This is a genomic window from Vibrio brasiliensis LMG 20546 (genome assembly GCF_000189255.1).
Lineage (GTDB): Bacteria > Pseudomonadota > Gammaproteobacteria > Enterobacterales > Vibrionaceae > Vibrio > Vibrio brasiliensis.
In genome coordinates this window covers 51,070-66,032 of sequence record NZ_AEVS01000035.1, presented here as the reverse complement: position 1 = coordinate 66,032, position 14,963 = coordinate 51,070, and the positions used below count along the sequence as shown (strand labels likewise).

Genomic DNA, 14,963 nt, shown 5'->3' with positions numbered 1-14,963 from the left:
TAAGTTAGAGTGCAAAGTGACCAATACTAATAACTCAAGGATGTAACGTGAAAAGCCAATTTGTGCCCAATGCGATTATGCTTGCTACCCTGTGCAGTTTACCCGTAGCAGCGAGTCCTAACCTGACCATATCAACCACTACAACCAGTCGCGATGTTCCTCTGTCAGCGACTGAACCAGCAGTCTTAACACTCTCTAAAGATAACTATCAGATAACTATCTCCGGAATTGATGGCTCCTGTGAGGTCGCAGACAATCAGAAAGTTAAGTTTCGCCGACCACTTAATCTGAACTGTGGTGAAGATACCGTTCTGCCTCTGAAAATCCGCTTTAAAGGCGACTACTCATTCAATTTCGACCCACAACTCAATACTCTGATCATTGCTCGGGAAGCTAAAAAGAGTACCAAAACCTTCAGTAGGCCAATCCCCGATGTCCAGTGTCAGCAATATGCGGGTGATCCTGTCACCATTAAGCTTGGCGACACCTTTGCTGACGGCACAGTTTTGAGAGATGCCCTTAGTGGACAGACGGTAAAAGTGGCAAACAACTCAGTCACCCTTGCTGCCACTAAGCAGAGTGGTGGTTTAGTATTGCTAGAACCGGCCTCCCAACAACAAATGGAGCCAGAGTTCACCTATCACAATGCCAACATCTATTTTGTAATGGTCGATCGCTTTAATAACGGCGATGCTAGTAATGATCACAGCTACCGACGCCAGAAAGATCACCAGCAAGAAGTCGGGACCTTTCATGGCGGTGACCTGAAAGGGGTGATCGCCAAGCTCGACTATATTAAGAGCTTAGGTACCGACGCCATCTGGCTGTCTCCAATTGTCGAGCAGGTGCACGGCTTTGTCGGTGGGGGCGAGAGCGGCAGCTTTCCTTTCTATTCATACCACGGTTACTGGACTCGCGACTTCACCAAGATCGATCAGAATTTTGGTAATGAAGAAGACTTGCGAACTCTGGTGGCTGAAGCTCACAAGCGCGGTATCAAGATCCTGCTTGACGCAGTGATCAACCACGCTGGTTATTCAACTCTGGCAGATATGCAGTTCGATAACTTAGAAGTCGTCGACAGAAATGGTATGACTGACAGTTGGGCCAAATGGAAGCCGCAATCAGGACAGAACTGGCATAGTTACAACGACCATATTGACTACCAAAGCGACCAATGGGTTAACTGGTGGGGGCCAGACTGGGTTCGCGCTGGCCTACCAGGCTACTCACAACCGGGTAGCAGTGACACCACAATGAATCTTGCAGGTTTACCCGACTTCCTTACTGAATCATCGAAGGTTGTCATCCCTCCTCAGTGGCTACTTAACAATCCAGACACGCGCGTGGTCGCTAAAGAGGGTTACACCGTCGCCGACTACCTGGTCGAATGGCAGTCGGATTGGGTCAAACGTTTTGGTATCGACGGGTTCAGGGTCGATACCGTCAAACACGTAGAAGGTGACGTCTGGCTTAAGTTAAAACAAGCTGCCAGCGATAGTTTGAAAGCGTGGAGAGCGGAAAACGATCAACAAGGTGCGCCATTCTGGATGATGGGCGAAGTCTGGGGTCACTCTGCCTACCGTTCACCATATGCAGATCAGGGGTTCGATGCCTTGATTAACTTTGATATGCAGAAAAAGCTCGATAAAGGGGCGACTTGCTTTAGCCAGATGCAGGATCTGTATCAGAACTACTCTGATTCAATTCAGTTAACGCCGGACTTCACACCTGTTAGCTACATGTCATCCCACGACACAGAACTGTTCTTCAACCGTTTCAAATCGTTCGACATGCAACGCAATGCTGCCAACGCACTGCTTCTTAGCCCGGGTGCAGTCCAGATCTATTATGGTGATGAAGTGGGTCGGGAGTTAGGGCCATACGCCGATGATTTCCACCAGGGAACTCGCTCAGATATGGTGTGGAAACTCGACAAAGATAGAGAGCAGCTTCTGTCACACTGGCAAACTGTCGGTAAGTTCCGGCAAAACCATCCAGCTATCGGCGCTGGAGTACACAAGCAGATTGACAACAAGGATGCCTACGTATTCTCCAGGACTCTTGGTCAAGACAAGGTAGTCGTTGCCTATATGGGGCGCTAACTCGTTAGACAACTTTGATTGATAACAGTAGCGATCAAAAAAAGCTCCCTTGGGAGCTTTTTTATTGTCAGCGTAAAATGCTTACTTGTTGTTGCGACGAGCCGCAACCGCATCTGCTAGCTGGCGAAGTACTTTTTCAGTGTCATTCCAACCGATACATGCGTCAGTGATAGACTGACCGTAAGTCAGAGTCTCACCTTCAACCAGATCCTGACGACCTTCAACCAGGTGAGATTCAATCATCACACCGAAGATCGCATCTTCACCACCAGAAATCTGGCCTGCGACATCTTCAGCAACAACCATCTGGCGTTGGTACTGTTTAGAGCTGTTAGCGTGGCTGAAATCAATCATCACTTTTTGAGGCAGACCTGACTTCTCAAGCTCTTGCTTGATAGCACCAACATGATCAGCACTGTAGTTAGGCTCTTTACCGCCACGAAGAATGATATGACAATCCGGGTTACCCGCTGTTTCAATAATCGCAGAGTGGCCGTACTTAGTTACTGACAGGAAGTGGTGTGAAGCACTTGCAGAACGAATAGCATCCGAAGCGATCTTGATGTTGCCATCAGTACCGTTCTTAAAGCCAACTGGACACGAGATACCAGATGCTAGCTCACGGTGTACCTGAGACTCAGTAGTACGTGCGCCAATCGCGCCCCAGCTAATAAGATCGGCAACGTATTGCGGTGAAATCATATCTAAGAATTCACTCGCTGTCGGCATGCCCATATCCGTTAGGTCTAGCAACAGCTTACGACCCATGCGCAGACCGTCGTTGATCTTAAACGTGTCGTTTAGGTACGGGTCATTAATCAGACCTTTCCAACCGACTGTTGTACGCGGTTTTTCGAAGTAAACACGCATAACCACTTCAAGGCGATCGCCAAGCTCATCACGCAGCACCTTCAGGCGCTTACCGTATTCGATAGCCGCTTCTGGATCATGAATTGAACATGGACCAATAATTACCAACAGGCGATCATCGTCCCCTTTAAGAATATTTGAGATTGCTTCACGCGAACGAAATGTGGTCGAAGAAGCCGATTCAGTCGCTGGAAACTTCTCTAAAACCGCAACTGGCGGTAATAACTCTTTTACTTTATTAATTCGTACATCATCTGTCTGAAACATTGCTTACTTCTTCCTATTTCTCTTGGTTGAACGCAGCACCAAAATTAAGCGGTGAAAAAACGTTCAGCTTTTCTTGTTCCTGTTCTCTGTAACTTATCTATCAAAAACTCAGGTTGCAACCACTATTTCAAATAAAAGGCAATATTTTTGCCTTTTTTACATTTTACACAAGGTGTAAAATTTTAATTACACCCAATGAAAACAACCACTACCACTGATCTTTGTAGTAATACTCTTACGTACAAGATGCAATATGTTGCTGATATTGTTAAGGTAAGTAGATAATTAAAATCACTATAAGATCAGGCATGAAAGCCATTGAGTTTAGTAACGTCGATAAATGGTACGGTGAATTTCACGCACTAAAGGGCATTAACCTTAGTGTGGTAAAAGGCGAGATTTTGGTCGTCTGTGGCCCTTCGGGTTCGGGTAAGTCAACCTTAATCCGCACAGTCAATGGACTTGAATCGATTTCTAACGGAACGATTTCCGTTCTCGGTGACGACCAATCCCTGCCCAAAGCGGGCAAAGTTGGCATGGTGTTTCAACACTTTAATTTGTTCCCTCACCTGACTGTGCTCGAAAACCTGACCCTGGCACCCATCAGAACACTCGGTTTATCAAAAGCACAAGCTAACCAGCGAGCAATGCACTTTCTCAGTCGGGTAAACATTGAACAGCAAGCCGATAAATATCCAGTACAACTGTCGGGGGGCCAGCAGCAGCGGGTGGCAATTGCACGCTCTCTGTGTATGCAGCCTGAGATTTTGCTCTTCGACGAACCTACCTCAGCTCTCGATCCAGAAACCATTCAGGAAGTGCTCGACGTTATGGTTGATCTGGCTAACGACGGTATCACTATGATGTGTGTGACGCACGAGATGGGCTTCGCCCGCAAAGTGGCTGACAGGGTGATCTTTATGGATCAGGGCGAGATTCTGGAAATCAACTCACCAGAGCAGCTGTTCTCTCAACCAAATCACCCGAGAACTCAACAGTTCCTACAACAGATTTTGAGTCACTAGTCGATGATAAAAGTATTAAAACCTGTTTTATCAGCTCTGCTACAAATCGCTCTTTTGCTAGTCGGCATAGTTTGGTTACTAGACTCTGGCGCCAAAAGTATTGGTTACCAATGGCAGTGGTATCGCGTTCCAGATTACATCCTGTTTTTCGAAGATGGAGAGTGGTGGCCTGCCGAACTGTTAGAAGGTCTGCTAGTTACAATTAAAATATCAGCGCTCAGTCTGGCTTTCACGCTCTTGATCGGGCTGACAACCGCAGCACTAAAACTTTCCGACTCTTGGGTTGGTCGAGGGCTGGCCAACATTTATATCGAAGTGATCCGTAATACACCGCTTCTGGTTCAGATCTACCTACTCTATTTTATATTCGGTCCTGTAATCGGTCTTGATCGATTTGCCACTGCGGTATTAGCACTCTCTCTTTTCCAGGGAGCCTATACAGCGGAAGTATTTCGTGGCGGACTAAACAGTATCCCCAAAGGTCAGTTTGAAGCAGCAAAATCACTTGGTCTGAGTCGATTTTTCACTTTCTATGATGTGATTTTACCGCAACTGTTACAACGAACGTTACCGCCGCTGACCAATGAAGTCGTTTCTTTAATCAAAAACTCTTCAATTGTTAGTGTGATGGCGATTTTTGACTTAACGACTGAAGGGAGAAATATCGTTTCTGAAACAGCAATGCCATTTGAAATCTGGTTCACTGTAGCTGCAATTTATCTCACTCTGACACTCATGCTGTCAGGGCTTTCTGCTTGGATGGAACATAAACTTGGCGCTAGTTGGCGTACACAATAAAGGAAAATTACTATGCGAAACATTGGAAGAGCATTATTAAGGGGTAAAGGTTTTAAAGCCGCAATTACCGCGCTGTTAGGCCTGGCTATTAGCTTGCCGAGTCTGGCATCTGACACTCCGAATCTTGATAAGATTAATGAGCGCGGAACCCTAAGAGTTGGTATGTCGACTTTCGTCCCTTGGGCGATGCGAGATAAACAGGGTGATTTAATCGGCTTTGAAATTGATGTCGCTAACCGACTGGCAGCCGATTCAGGTTGGAAAGTTGAGTTTGTCCCTACAGCCTGGGATGGCATTATTCCAGCGCTACTAGCTCAGAAGTTCGACGTTATCATCGGTGGTATGAGCATTACCCCTGAACGCGCCAAAAGTGTCCTTTTCACCTCTCCATATTCTCACTCAGGTGTTCAGGTAGCAGCGAACAAAGAGTTAGCTGAAGGTTTTTCTCAGCTGAGTGACTTCGATTCTCGCCGGGTAAAAATCGCCGCACGCCGTGGGGCATTTACTGTACAGGTAGCACGAGAAACCTTCCCGAAAGCGAAAATTCTTCAGTTTGATGACGATGCCCAAGCGTTCCAGGAAGTGCTTAACGGCAACGCGCACGCGGTAATAGCGTCTAGCCCTAAGCCTGAACATGAAACAGTGAAAAACAGCGATAAGCTTTTTATTCCTTTCACCGATCGTCTGTCTAAGGGTAACGAAGCATTTGCCGTACGCTTAGGTGAAAGTGATAAAGAAGCTTTCTTTAATAGTTGGATTCAGGCACGTACTGAAGATGGCTGGTTGAAAGAGCGCTACGAGTACTGGTTCTCTACTCTTGATTGGCAGAACCAAATCGCCTCTGGTCAATAATCACAATAGCCATGGTCACTTAAATTAAGTGACCATGGCTACAACTAGGAAGTAATACTAGGTGTCTAAAGCGAAATCACTCCATCAGCCATCGTTAGCGGCGACAAAACGCACGTTTAACAAGCTCGATATTATGCTGATTCTGATCTTGATAGCTGCTGGGTTCTGGCTCTATCAACGCTCAGTCGCGGGCGTAAACTATAACTGGCGCTGGCATGATGCGATTGAGTTAATCTTTACTCCTCGCTCAGACGGCTCACTGCCCTACTTTTTTCAGGGATTGATTTCGACGCTGCGCATTAGTATTTGGGGAATGTTGTTGGCATTAGGCTTAGGCACCGCCTTAGGTATAGCAAGGCATTCGAGTATTGCTATCTTGCGGATGCCTGCCAATGCATTCGTTCAGTTAATTCGCAACATACCACCTTTGGTATTTGTGTTTATTTTCTATTTCTTTATTTCTAACCAGTTAATCCCTTTACTTGGACTTGACCAGATACTTCGCCAACACAGCGGCGATATAAACGAGGTTCAGAACTTTCTGTTTGGTCCGGCAAGCCTGTGGGAAAACCTGCTGTCAGGGATTCTATGTGTTGGCCTGTTGTCTTCAGCGTATGTTGCCGAAGTGGTACGTTCTGGCCTGAGCAGCGTTGCTCAGGGACAGTGGGAAGCGGCTGACTCTTTAGGTTTATCTTCTTGGGCAAAGTACCGCTACGTCATTGCACCACAGGTATTAGCAGCGATCACGCCTGCGCTGGCAGGACAGGCAATATCCTTAATAAAAGACACCTCGATTGTGTCACTGATTTCGATTCAGGAAATGACTTTTGTCGGTACCGAAATTGCCAACTCTTCTGGCTTAATTTTTGAAATCTGGCTGATCGTCGGACTGGCTTATTTCACTCTGTGTATGTCCTTGTCACTGCTGTTTAAGCGCATAGAAAAGCGCAGTCTCAAGCATTTGCAGCGCTAGCTACTTCAGCCTGAGACCAGCGATTACATAAGGTAATGATCAATCAATAGAGCGACGAACAGCAGCATCAAGTGGTAGATAGAAAACACGAACGTCTTAATCGCCCGACTTGGTTGATCGCTAAACTTAAGTTTCCAGGCGTGCCATACAAACATCGAGCAGAGTATCGATGAAGCCGTAAGATAAAAGACGCCTGCCATTTCGACCAAAACCGGTAACAAGCAGATTAAAAAGAGCAGAATCGTGTAGAGCAGAATTGAGGTTTTGGTGTACTCGACGCCATGAGTTACTGGCAACATCGGGATATCTGCTTTGGCATAATCTTCTTTACGATGGATCGCCAGAGCCCAGAAGTGTGGCGGAGTCCAGATGAATATAATCATCACCAGCAACCAGGCATGAGCATGTAGCTCGCCCGTCACTGCGGTCCAGCCTAATAGCGGCGGCATCGCTCCAGCTATACCCGCAATAACAATGTTTTGCGGTGTCGCTCGTTTTAAATAGAGGGTGTAAACCACCGCATAGCCAAGCAAGCTAGCGAAGGTCAGCCAAGCCGTTAATGCATTCACTCCAGCGTAAAGGACAGCAAATCCCACAACACCTATCGCCAGCGCAAACATAAATACATGGCTCGATTTAATCTCACCGGAAGGCAGTGGACGCTGATAGGTTCGAGCCATAATGGCATCAATACGCTGATCGATAAGATGGTTAAATGCGGCGGCAGAGCCCGCCATCAGTCCAATCCCGGTCAGTCCAAGTATGGTATAAGTCGCAGGCAAAGTACCCGGTACTGCCAGACACATCCCGACCAAGGCAGTCAGCAACATTAACGCCACCACCTTCGGTTTGGTTAGCGCCAGGTAGCTGCGCCATAATGCTCGCGGTTCCACATGGGTGGCAGAAATAGATTTACTCATGAGCATTCTCCTTGCGGTACAGGCTTGCACTGGTTGAAGTTAACGATTCAGGTTGCCAAAGCAGATAATTAGTCCGTAATACAATGATCAGCAACATCGCCGCACCAAGGTTATGTGCTACGGCGACGACGAGAGGTAAGCTCAGCACAACGTTGCCAATTCCTAGTGCAATTTGCACCACTAACATAATCAATAATGAGATGGAGACCTTACGAAAATCGGCTGCTTTGCTTGCCCATAAACGATAGGCCAGAGCCGTCACCATTAAGGTAACCAACAGAGCGCCAAATCGATGGGTGACATGAATAGTCATTCGAGCACCATAATCCAGCGTACCGAACTCATAACTTTCTTGTTTAGGCTGAATCAACTCAAATGCTCGCGGGAAGTCGAGATAAGCGACCCAATCTCCCTGACAAATCGGCAATGTGGTACACATCAACGCAGCATAGTTAGACGATGTCCAGCCACCCAGAGCAATCTGACCGATGACCACCAGCAAGGTCACACCAGCTAAGAGTCTCAAGCCGTTGTTGTTACTCGTCTGCGGTGGCATGTCAGTCCGTTCGTTAGCTTGAAGTTTCCAGTGAGTAATGGCCAATAAGCTAAACAGAGTAAACCCTCCGAGCAGATGGCCCATCACCACAATCGGCATCAGTTTCATAGTGACAGTCCACATGCCCAGTAGAGCCTGAAATATCACCACGATGGATATCGAGGAAGCGAGTAGATACGATAGCTGACGAGTCTTAATCGCGATAACGCTAATGGCAAATACAACCAGCCCTAGTGTGCCCGCGAAGTAACGATGAATCATCTCAAGCCAGGCTTTATCCGCTTCAACAGTCAGTGAGGGGTAGAGTGACTGTGCAAGGGCGATTTCATGTTGTTCATTGGGCACGGTCAGATGTCCGTAACAACCGGGCCAGTCGGGGCAGCCCAGTCCCGCGTCAGCAAGACGTGTATACGCACCTAGCATGACGACAATAAAGGTCAGGATTAAGCTGAATCTAACTAAGTGTATTAACTTCATATCCGCACTCCTTGCGGTTAGCCTACACGAGATAACTTAAGTAATTTGCGTAAATCGGCTAGCAGCCCCTTACTCTGGGACACCAATTCAGATTGTGATTCCACACGTGGATAACGCATCACCAGTTGCCCGAGTGGATCAACAATCACGTATTCAAATGGGTGGACGATCTGCTCAAAGTCCTGATTCACCATTAGTTGCGCGTACTTACCCTTTTCCACCTCAATAGCGGCACTCTGCCCAGTCACCAACAATACAGGCTGAACACGCTGCTGATACTTACCTAGTGCTAAATGGCTCTGACCCAGCAGATAGACCTGCTGCTGACAAAATTCATCACACTCAGGGGGAATCACATAGCCAAGTTGCCATTGACTCTGTTGGTAAGGATTGGCGATACCTAGTGACTCCAGTGTCGCGACAGGCTCAATCAACTCACCTTTGTTGGTCACTCCAGATTGATACCAATGCTGTGAGAGCACGGTCTTAGCGATAATCGCAGGTAAAGCGAACATCACAACTAAACCAATGAAAATAATTCTTCCCCGATAAACTGGATTAATCATGTGTTGCTCCTTTTCTGATGGTACGCAGCAGTAGCAGACCGCTGAGAACAGCTAACGCTGCTGCCATAGCAAACCACTGTACCGCGTAACCTCGATGTTTCTCCGAATTCATCGACACAGGTTGCCAAGGTTGCGCATAAGGCCAGCTATCACTAATCGGCTGAATCACATAGGGTTCAATACTCATCTGCCAATGCTGCTCTAACTGCTCAAAGTTAAGGTTTTGAATACGACTGACAGAGCCTGGTTCAAGCTGCAGGTCATGACTCAGTGGGTTAGCTGACTTACGATACAAACGTCCATTCAATGCTTGAGGTTGCTCCAGCCAGTTCACGTCAGGGAGGTCGCTGCGAAGCGCGGGGGCAGCGACAAACCCTCTCTCAACTAAAACCATCTTGCCACCTTCACTCCGTGTCAGCTGCAATGCCAGATACCCCACTTTTCCCTCAAAATTCTGGTTATCCAGTAACAAATACTTTCCTTTGATTGGCTGAGCGTTGAAATGGACTCTAATCCCGACTGGATTTACTACCATTTGGTCACTCAATTGCTCCAGTGAAATTGCCGGAAATTGTTCTCTCTGATTAACCTGTTGCTCTATTTCGCTTTTTTCTTCTGCCCGGGATAATTGCCACAAGCCCAAGTTGACCAATATCGAAAAGGCAACCACAGTTAATACACAAACAACAATAATTCGCCCAATTCTTATGTGAGAAACAAAGGACCGTCTCATGGTATTCATTTTCAAACTGGTATTGGTATTGCTGCTACTTTTCATCTTAATCAACCTCGGTCGAGCGATGTTTGAGATGGTCAAAGGGCCTGATTCAAATGAAGACTCCAACGAATCCCCTGAAGATGACAAACCGATGAGTTTCTATCTCGGCCGTCGTGTTTTCCTTTCTGCTCTCGCAGTCGTGTTGATGGTCGCCGCTCTGCTAAGCGGCTTAATTGAGCCAAATGTGCGCCCCTACTAAGCGGCGCACGTCCAATAGTCAAAGCACATAAACAAAGACGAATAGGCACAGCCATACCACATCGACGAAATGCCAGTACCAACTGCCAGCCTGAAAGGCAAAATGTTCCTTTGGCGTAAAGTGATCCTTCGCAACCCTTGCCAGCAATACAATCAAGAATATGGTGCCGAGCAATACGTGCATGCCATGGAAGCCGGTCAGTAGGAAAAAGGTGTTACCATAAATACCGGACTGCAAGGTCAGTCCGAGATCCTGATAGGCGTGAGCATACTCAACGCCTTGGTAATAGAGGAAGAAGCCAGCCAGAACGATGGTGATTTCCAGCCACACAATCAGCGCCATACGTTTGTTCTGTTCCAGACTGATATGTGCCATGTGCAAAGTCACTGACGATGTGAGCAGCAAAATGGTATTGATTAATGGAATACCCTGCCATGACATTGCCGTTGTCGTTGTCCCGCCCGGAGTCGTGGTTAACGGCCATAAAGCTTCAAAGGCAGGCCAAATCACCTCGTGAGTCATGGCATTGTTGCCCGCACCACCTAACCAGGGTACCGAAATCATTCGGGCGTAAAACAGAGCGCCAAAAAACGCACCAAAGAACATGATTTCAGAGAAGATAAACCAACTCATTCCCTGTCTGAACGAGCGCGATAACTGAGCTGAGTATTTACCACTCATTGACTCAGTAATCACACTACTAAACCAGCCAGCGAACATATATAGCAGGAAGATAAACCCGGCCAGCAGGATCAGTTTTCCGAAGACACTGCCATCCCCCCCCTCCGCCATATTTTGCACCGTAAGACCCGCACCGACGGCAATTAGAAATAGCGAAACAGCACCGACGATCGGCCAACTGCTTTGCGCTGGAACATAGTAGGATGGATGTTTTGAACTCATTGTGTCGCTCCTTGCACTGTCTCATCCACCGTATTTGATGAGACCTTGGCTAACTCTGTTGTCGCTACTTTTTCACTAATATCATAAAGGGTGTAGGACAAAGTCAGGGTATGGATGGTGTCGGGAATATCCGGTTCAATATAAAAAATCAGTGGCATCTCAGCTTGGGCATTTGCCTGTAACGGCTGCTGGTTAAAACAGAAACACTCAATTTTATTGAAATAGGTTGCCCCTAACCCAGGCGATACCGATGGGACCGCCTGGCCGACTATATCTTTTGGCGAAAGATTCTTTGCATGATAGGCAGTCTGAATAACTTGCCCCGGATGCACTTCCATAAACGCCTGCTCCGGGACAAACGACCAGGGAATACCCTGATTATTGTGGGCCATAAATTCGACCCGAATGAGACGTGATGTGTCAGGAACCATACCTTGTGGTTGTAGCGCAGACTCACTGTTGGTTTTTCCATTGATTCCTAATGCATCGCACATCACGTCATATAACGGGACCAAAGCAAAACCGAAGCCAAACATAGCCACTACCGCAGCACATAGCTTGAGTGTCAGAGTTCGATGCGATTTTGCTTGTCCTTGCATGACCAGCTCCTAGTCGATCTTCGGTGGTGTGGAGAAAGTATGATGCGGCGCCGGGCTTGGCACGGTCCACTCCAGACCTTCAGCACGTTCCCATGGTTTCTCAGAAACTTTCTCGCCGCCTTTAATGCACTTAATCACCAGCCAGAGGAAGATAAGTTGCGACAGGCCAAAGGCAAATCCACCAATGGAAACAATCTGATTCACATCGGCAAACTGAATCGCATAATCTGGTATTCGACGTGGCATACCTGCCAGACCGAGGAAGTGCATCGGGAAGAACAGCACATTGACTGAAATTACCGAACACCAGAAGTGCCACAGACTCAACTTGTGGTCATACATATGCCCTGTCCATTTCGGTAACCAGTAGTAGGCCGCTGCCATGATGGAGAACACCGCGCCAGATACCAGAACATAATGGAAGTGCGCCACCACAAAGTAGGTATCGTGATACTGGAAATCTGCGGGAACAATCGCCAGCATCAGACCAGAAAAGCCACCGATGGTGAATAGAATGATAAAGGCAATCGCGAACAGCATCGGCGTCTCAAAGGTCATTGCACCTCGCCACATGGTCGCAACCCAGTTAAACACCTTAACCCCGGTCGGTACCGCAATCAGCATGGTGCAATACATGAAGAACAGTTCAGCAAAAACGGGCATACCGGTAGTAAACATATGGTGCGCCCAGACAAGGAATGACAGCAGGGCAATACTACAGGTCGCGTAAACCATCGAGTGGTAGCCAAAGAGTTTCTTTCCACTAAAGGCAGGAATAATCGCTGAGATGATACCGAAAGACGGCAGGATCATGATGTATACTTCAGGGTGGCCGAAGAACCAGAAAATATGCTGGAACATGACCGGATCACCACCACCCGCGGCATCAAAGAATGAAGTGCCAAAGTACTTATCTGTCAGAACCATGGTCACCGCTCCGGCCAGCACCGGCATAACCGCGATAAGAAGGAATGCGGTGATTAACCAGGTCCAGACGAACATTGGCATTTTAAACCAGGTCATACCCGGAGCGCGCATATTCACTATGGTTACGATAACGTTAATCGCACCCATGATCGAACTGATGCCCATGATATGAACCGAGAAGACAAACAACGCAGTACTGTCTGGGCCATAAGTGGTCGACAGCGGCGCATAGAAGGTCCAGCCGAAATCCGGGCCGCCTCCTTCGGTGAACAGTGACGCGAGTAGGATCAGGAAGGCAAAAGGTAAGATCCAGAAACTCAGATTGTTCATTCGTGGCAGTGCCATATCCGGAGCACCAATCATCATTGGAATCATCCAGTTTGCCAGACCGGTAAATGCTGGCATTACTGCACCAAATACCATCACCAGACCATGAACCGTGGTCATCTGGTTGAAAAACTGTGGCTCAACCAACTGCAAACCAGGCTGGAATAGCTCAGCGCGAATGATCATCGCCATCGCCCCACCAGTCAGGAACATAATAAAGCTGAACCAGAGATAAAGTGTGCCTATATCCTTATGATTGGTTGAGTAGAGCCAACGAGTAATCCCTTTCGGAGCCTCATGATGCTCATGTTCATCAATCGCAATCGTGCTGTTGGCTCGACTGATATCGGCGTCTGCAACAGGCGCTGATTTGGATTTATCTTCTACGATAGAATCAGGTTTGGACGTTTTCATTGCCCCTCCTTAGACGCCTTAAATTGGTTGACATCCGCTGCCTGAACCAAGTCTCCGACACTGTTGCCTAAGCCATTACGCTGATACGTAACCACGGCAGCAATTTCCTTGTCAGTCAATTGATTAGCAAAAGCCTGCATCGCTGTACCCGCACGACCATTGGTCACAATATCTATGTGTCCAGTCGCATCCCCCGTTGCCACTTTACTTCCGGTAATGGCAGGAAATGCTCCGGGTATACCAGCACCATTAGCCTGGTGGCAGACGGCGCATCGGTCCAGATAGACCTTCTCACCAATACCCATCAGCTCATCGAGTGATAGCGAAGCCGTCAGTGAAGCAGCCGCTTCCTGCTTGGCCTGTGCAATTTCAGCCTTCTTAGCCAATAACCAGGCGTCATACTCTTCTTCTTCCATCGCATGAACGACCACCGGCATAAACCCGTGTGCCCGACCACATAACTCAGCACACTGACCACGATACACTCCGGGCTTATCAATCCGTGTCCAGGCTTCATTAATAAAACCAGGAATCGTATCTTTCTTAACGGCAAAGTCCGGTACCCACCATGAGTGAATCACATCATCGGATGTCATCAGAAAACGGACTTTACGATTGATCGGCAGCACCAGCGGGTTATCCACTTCAAGCAGGTAGTGGGCGCCTTTTTCTTCAACGCCATCGATAGCTTTCTGACTGGTTGCCAACAGACTAAAGAACTCAACATCCTGATCGAAATAGCTGTAGTGCCACTTCCATTGAGAGCCGGTTATTTTGATGGTGAGATCGGACTGGGAGGTGTCTTCCATTGCAACCAGAGTTTTGGTCGCAGGAATGGCCATTAGAACAAGTATGATAATAGGGATGACAGTCCAAACAACTTCCACCTTAGTACTTTCATGGAAGTGTGCAGCAACCGCCCCTTTAGACTTACGGTGGTGGTACATGGAGTAAAACATCACACCAAACACGACAACTGCAATTGCACAACAGATGTAGAATATCAGCATGTGCAAATCGTAAACCTGTTCGCTAATATTCGTGACACCTTGTGTCATGTTATAGGTGCTTTGCTCTGCGTGCGCAGACGCCGTTAATCCAACCAACGACACATTACTCAGTCGCCACAGTGAAACCTGTAAACTTTTCAAAAGACCTCCCCTTTGCCAGAGTCATCAACCGTGATGCTGGTCACTTTTTTGACATAAGCCTCGTCATGCGCAAAAAAGTACCAATCAGCCTTTGGACTTGGAAAATTCCTTATAACCAGTAAATTTGAAGCAAGTTGTTATATTTATGTTAATAAACGTTAGTTGGCGTTTTTAAATTGTGCAAGAAAGTCCTATCAGATTTGACTGACAGAGAAATAACACAATGTTTAGCGATTGCGCTCTCGCAAATGATAAT

15 protein-coding genes are annotated in these 14,963 nt (G+C 47.3%); 6 read left to right on the top strand and 9 right to left on the bottom strand.

What is annotated here, in order from left to right; translation table 11 throughout:
- Nucleotides 1-47: 47 nt before the first annotated feature.
- Complete coding sequence (locus tag RH46_RS05890) at nt 48-2,105, top strand: alpha-amylase (protein ID WP_006878468.1); 2,058 nt, start codon at nt 48-50, stop codon at nt 2,103-2,105.
- Between the two features lie 81 nt (nt 2,106-2,186).
- Here the strand turns inward: RH46_RS05890 and aroG are convergent, their stop codons facing one another.
- Nucleotides 2,187-3,242 carry a 3-deoxy-7-phosphoheptulonate synthase AroG gene (gene aroG / locus RH46_RS05885; protein ID WP_006878467.1) on the bottom strand — a complete coding sequence of 352 codons (1,056 nt, stop codon included), beginning with the start codon at nt 3,240-3,242 and terminating at the stop codon, nt 2,187-2,189.
- Between the two features lie 308 nt (nt 3,243-3,550).
- Here aroG and RH46_RS05880 point away from each other — a divergent pair, with 308 nt between their 5' ends.
- From RH46_RS05880 to RH46_RS05865, 4 genes are all read left to right on the top strand, one after another.
- On the top strand, nt 3,551-4,267 hold the full coding sequence (locus RH46_RS05880; protein WP_006878466.1) for an amino acid ABC transporter ATP-binding protein: 717 nt from the start codon (nt 3,551-3,553) through the stop codon (nt 4,265-4,267).
- 3 nt (nt 4,268-4,270) lie between these two features.
- Nucleotides 4,271-5,065 (top strand): amino acid ABC transporter permease, encoded by a 795-nt coding sequence (locus tag RH46_RS05875; RefSeq protein ID WP_006878465.1) that lies wholly within the window; start codon nt 4,271-4,273, stop codon nt 5,063-5,065.
- A 12-nt stretch (nt 5,066-5,077) separates the two neighbouring features.
- Entirely contained in the window at nt 5,078-5,917 is an 840-nt protein-coding gene (locus tag RH46_RS05870; RefSeq protein WP_006878464.1) for a transporter substrate-binding domain-containing protein, read from the top strand.
- A 61-nt stretch (nt 5,918-5,978) separates the two neighbouring features.
- Nucleotides 5,979-6,890 carry an amino acid ABC transporter permease gene (locus tag RH46_RS05865; protein WP_006878463.1) on the top strand — a complete coding sequence of 304 codons (912 nt, stop codon included), beginning with the start codon at nt 5,979-5,981 and terminating at the stop codon, nt 6,888-6,890.
- A 23-nt stretch (nt 6,891-6,913) separates the two neighbouring features.
- Here RH46_RS05865 and cyoE read toward each other — a convergent pair whose 3' ends face one another.
- Genes cyoE through RH46_RS05845 form a run of 4 tightly spaced genes read right to left on the bottom strand, consistent with a single transcriptional unit; the run spans nt 6,914 to nt 10,142 of the window.
- Nucleotides 6,914-7,810, bottom strand: coding sequence for a heme o synthase (gene cyoE, locus RH46_RS05860; protein WP_006878462.1), 897 nt, complete (start codon nt 7,808-7,810; stop codon nt 6,914-6,916).
- Nucleotides 7,803-8,843 (bottom strand): COX15/CtaA family protein, encoded by a 1,041-nt coding sequence (locus tag RH46_RS05855; protein ID WP_006878461.1) that lies wholly within the window; start codon nt 8,841-8,843, stop codon nt 7,803-7,805. The genes cyoE and RH46_RS05855 overlap by 8 nt, the downstream gene beginning before the upstream one ends.
- Nucleotides 8,844-8,860: 17 nt before the next feature.
- Nucleotides 8,861-9,409: a redox-active disulfide-containing membrane protein gene (locus RH46_RS05850; RefSeq protein WP_006878460.1), complete on the bottom strand. Its 549-nt coding sequence runs from the start codon at nt 9,407-9,409 to the stop codon at nt 8,861-8,863.
- Nucleotides 9,402-10,142, bottom strand: a complete 741-nt coding sequence (locus tag RH46_RS05845; protein ID WP_040895285.1) for an SURF1 family protein — start codon at nt 10,140-10,142, stop codon at nt 9,402-9,404. The genes RH46_RS05850 and RH46_RS05845 overlap by 8 nt, the downstream gene beginning before the upstream one ends.
- On the opposite strand from RH46_RS05845, the gene RH46_RS05840 reads away from it, so the two are divergent.
- On the top strand, nt 10,141-10,386 hold the full coding sequence (locus RH46_RS05840) for a DUF2909 family protein (RefSeq protein ID WP_006878458.1): 246 nt from the start codon (nt 10,141-10,143) through the stop codon (nt 10,384-10,386). The two genes, RH46_RS05845 and RH46_RS05840, sit on opposite strands and share 2 nt — an antisense overlap.
- Before the next feature lie 18 nt (nt 10,387-10,404).
- Here RH46_RS05840 and RH46_RS05835 read toward each other — a convergent pair whose 3' ends face one another.
- The 4 genes from RH46_RS05835 to coxB are packed head-to-tail and all read right to left on the bottom strand — an operon-like array spanning nt 10,405 to nt 14,707.
- Nucleotides 10,405-11,289: a cytochrome c oxidase subunit 3 gene (locus RH46_RS05835; protein WP_006878457.1), complete on the bottom strand. Its 885-nt coding sequence runs from the start codon at nt 11,287-11,289 to the stop codon at nt 10,405-10,407.
- Nucleotides 11,286-11,888 (bottom strand): cytochrome c oxidase assembly protein, encoded by a 603-nt coding sequence (locus tag RH46_RS05830; RefSeq protein ID WP_006878456.1) that lies wholly within the window; start codon nt 11,886-11,888, stop codon nt 11,286-11,288. Before RH46_RS05830 ends, RH46_RS05835 begins: the two co-directional genes overlap by 4 nt.
- 9 nt (nt 11,889-11,897) lie before the next feature.
- Nucleotides 11,898-13,556, bottom strand: coding sequence for a cytochrome c oxidase subunit I (gene ctaD / locus RH46_RS05825; protein ID WP_006878455.1), 1,659 nt, complete (start codon nt 13,554-13,556; stop codon nt 11,898-11,900).
- A complete protein-coding gene (gene coxB, locus RH46_RS05820; protein ID WP_006878454.1) occupies nt 13,553-14,707 on the bottom strand; it encodes a cytochrome c oxidase subunit II in 1,155 nt (384 codons plus the stop codon). The genes ctaD and coxB overlap by 4 nt, the downstream gene beginning before the upstream one ends.
- Nucleotides 14,708-14,963 lie beyond the last annotated feature (256 nt).

Coding starts and splice junctions, on each gene's coding strand:
- aroG (WP_006878467.1), bottom strand. CDS start 3,242: ATGTTTCAGACAGATGATGTACGAATTAATAAAGTAAAAGAGTTATTA.
- RH46_RS05880 (WP_006878466.1), top strand. CDS start 3,551: ATGAAAGCCATTGAGTTTAGTAACGTCGATAAATGGTACGGTGAATTT.
- RH46_RS05875 (WP_006878465.1), top strand. CDS start 4,271: ATGATAAAAGTATTAAAACCTGTTTTATCAGCTCTGCTACAAATCGCT.
- RH46_RS05870 (WP_006878464.1), top strand. CDS start 5,078: ATGCGAAACATTGGAAGAGCATTATTAAGGGGTAAAGGTTTTAAAGCC.
- cyoE (WP_006878462.1), bottom strand. CDS start 7,810: ATGAGTAAATCTATTTCTGCCACCCATGTGGAACCGCGAGCATTATGG.
- RH46_RS05855 (WP_006878461.1), bottom strand. CDS start 8,843: ATGAAGTTAATACACTTAGTTAGATTCAGCTTAATCCTGACCTTTATT.
- RH46_RS05850 (WP_006878460.1), bottom strand. CDS start 9,409: ATGATTAATCCAGTTTATCGGGGAAGAATTATTTTCATTGGTTTAGTT.
- RH46_RS05840 (WP_006878458.1), top strand. CDS start 10,141: ATGGTATTCATTTTCAAACTGGTATTGGTATTGCTGCTACTTTTCATC.
- RH46_RS05845 (WP_040895285.1), bottom strand. CDS start 10,142: ATGAGACGGTCCTTTGTTTCTCACATAAGAATTGGGCGAATTATTGTT.
- RH46_RS05835 (WP_006878457.1), bottom strand. CDS start 11,289: ATGAGTTCAAAACATCCATCCTACTATGTTCCAGCGCAAAGCAGTTGG.
- RH46_RS05830 (WP_006878456.1), bottom strand. CDS start 11,888: ATGCAAGGACAAGCAAAATCGCATCGAACTCTGACACTCAAGCTATGT.
- ctaD (WP_006878455.1), bottom strand. CDS start 13,556: ATGAAAACGTCCAAACCTGATTCTATCGTAGAAGATAAATCCAAATCA.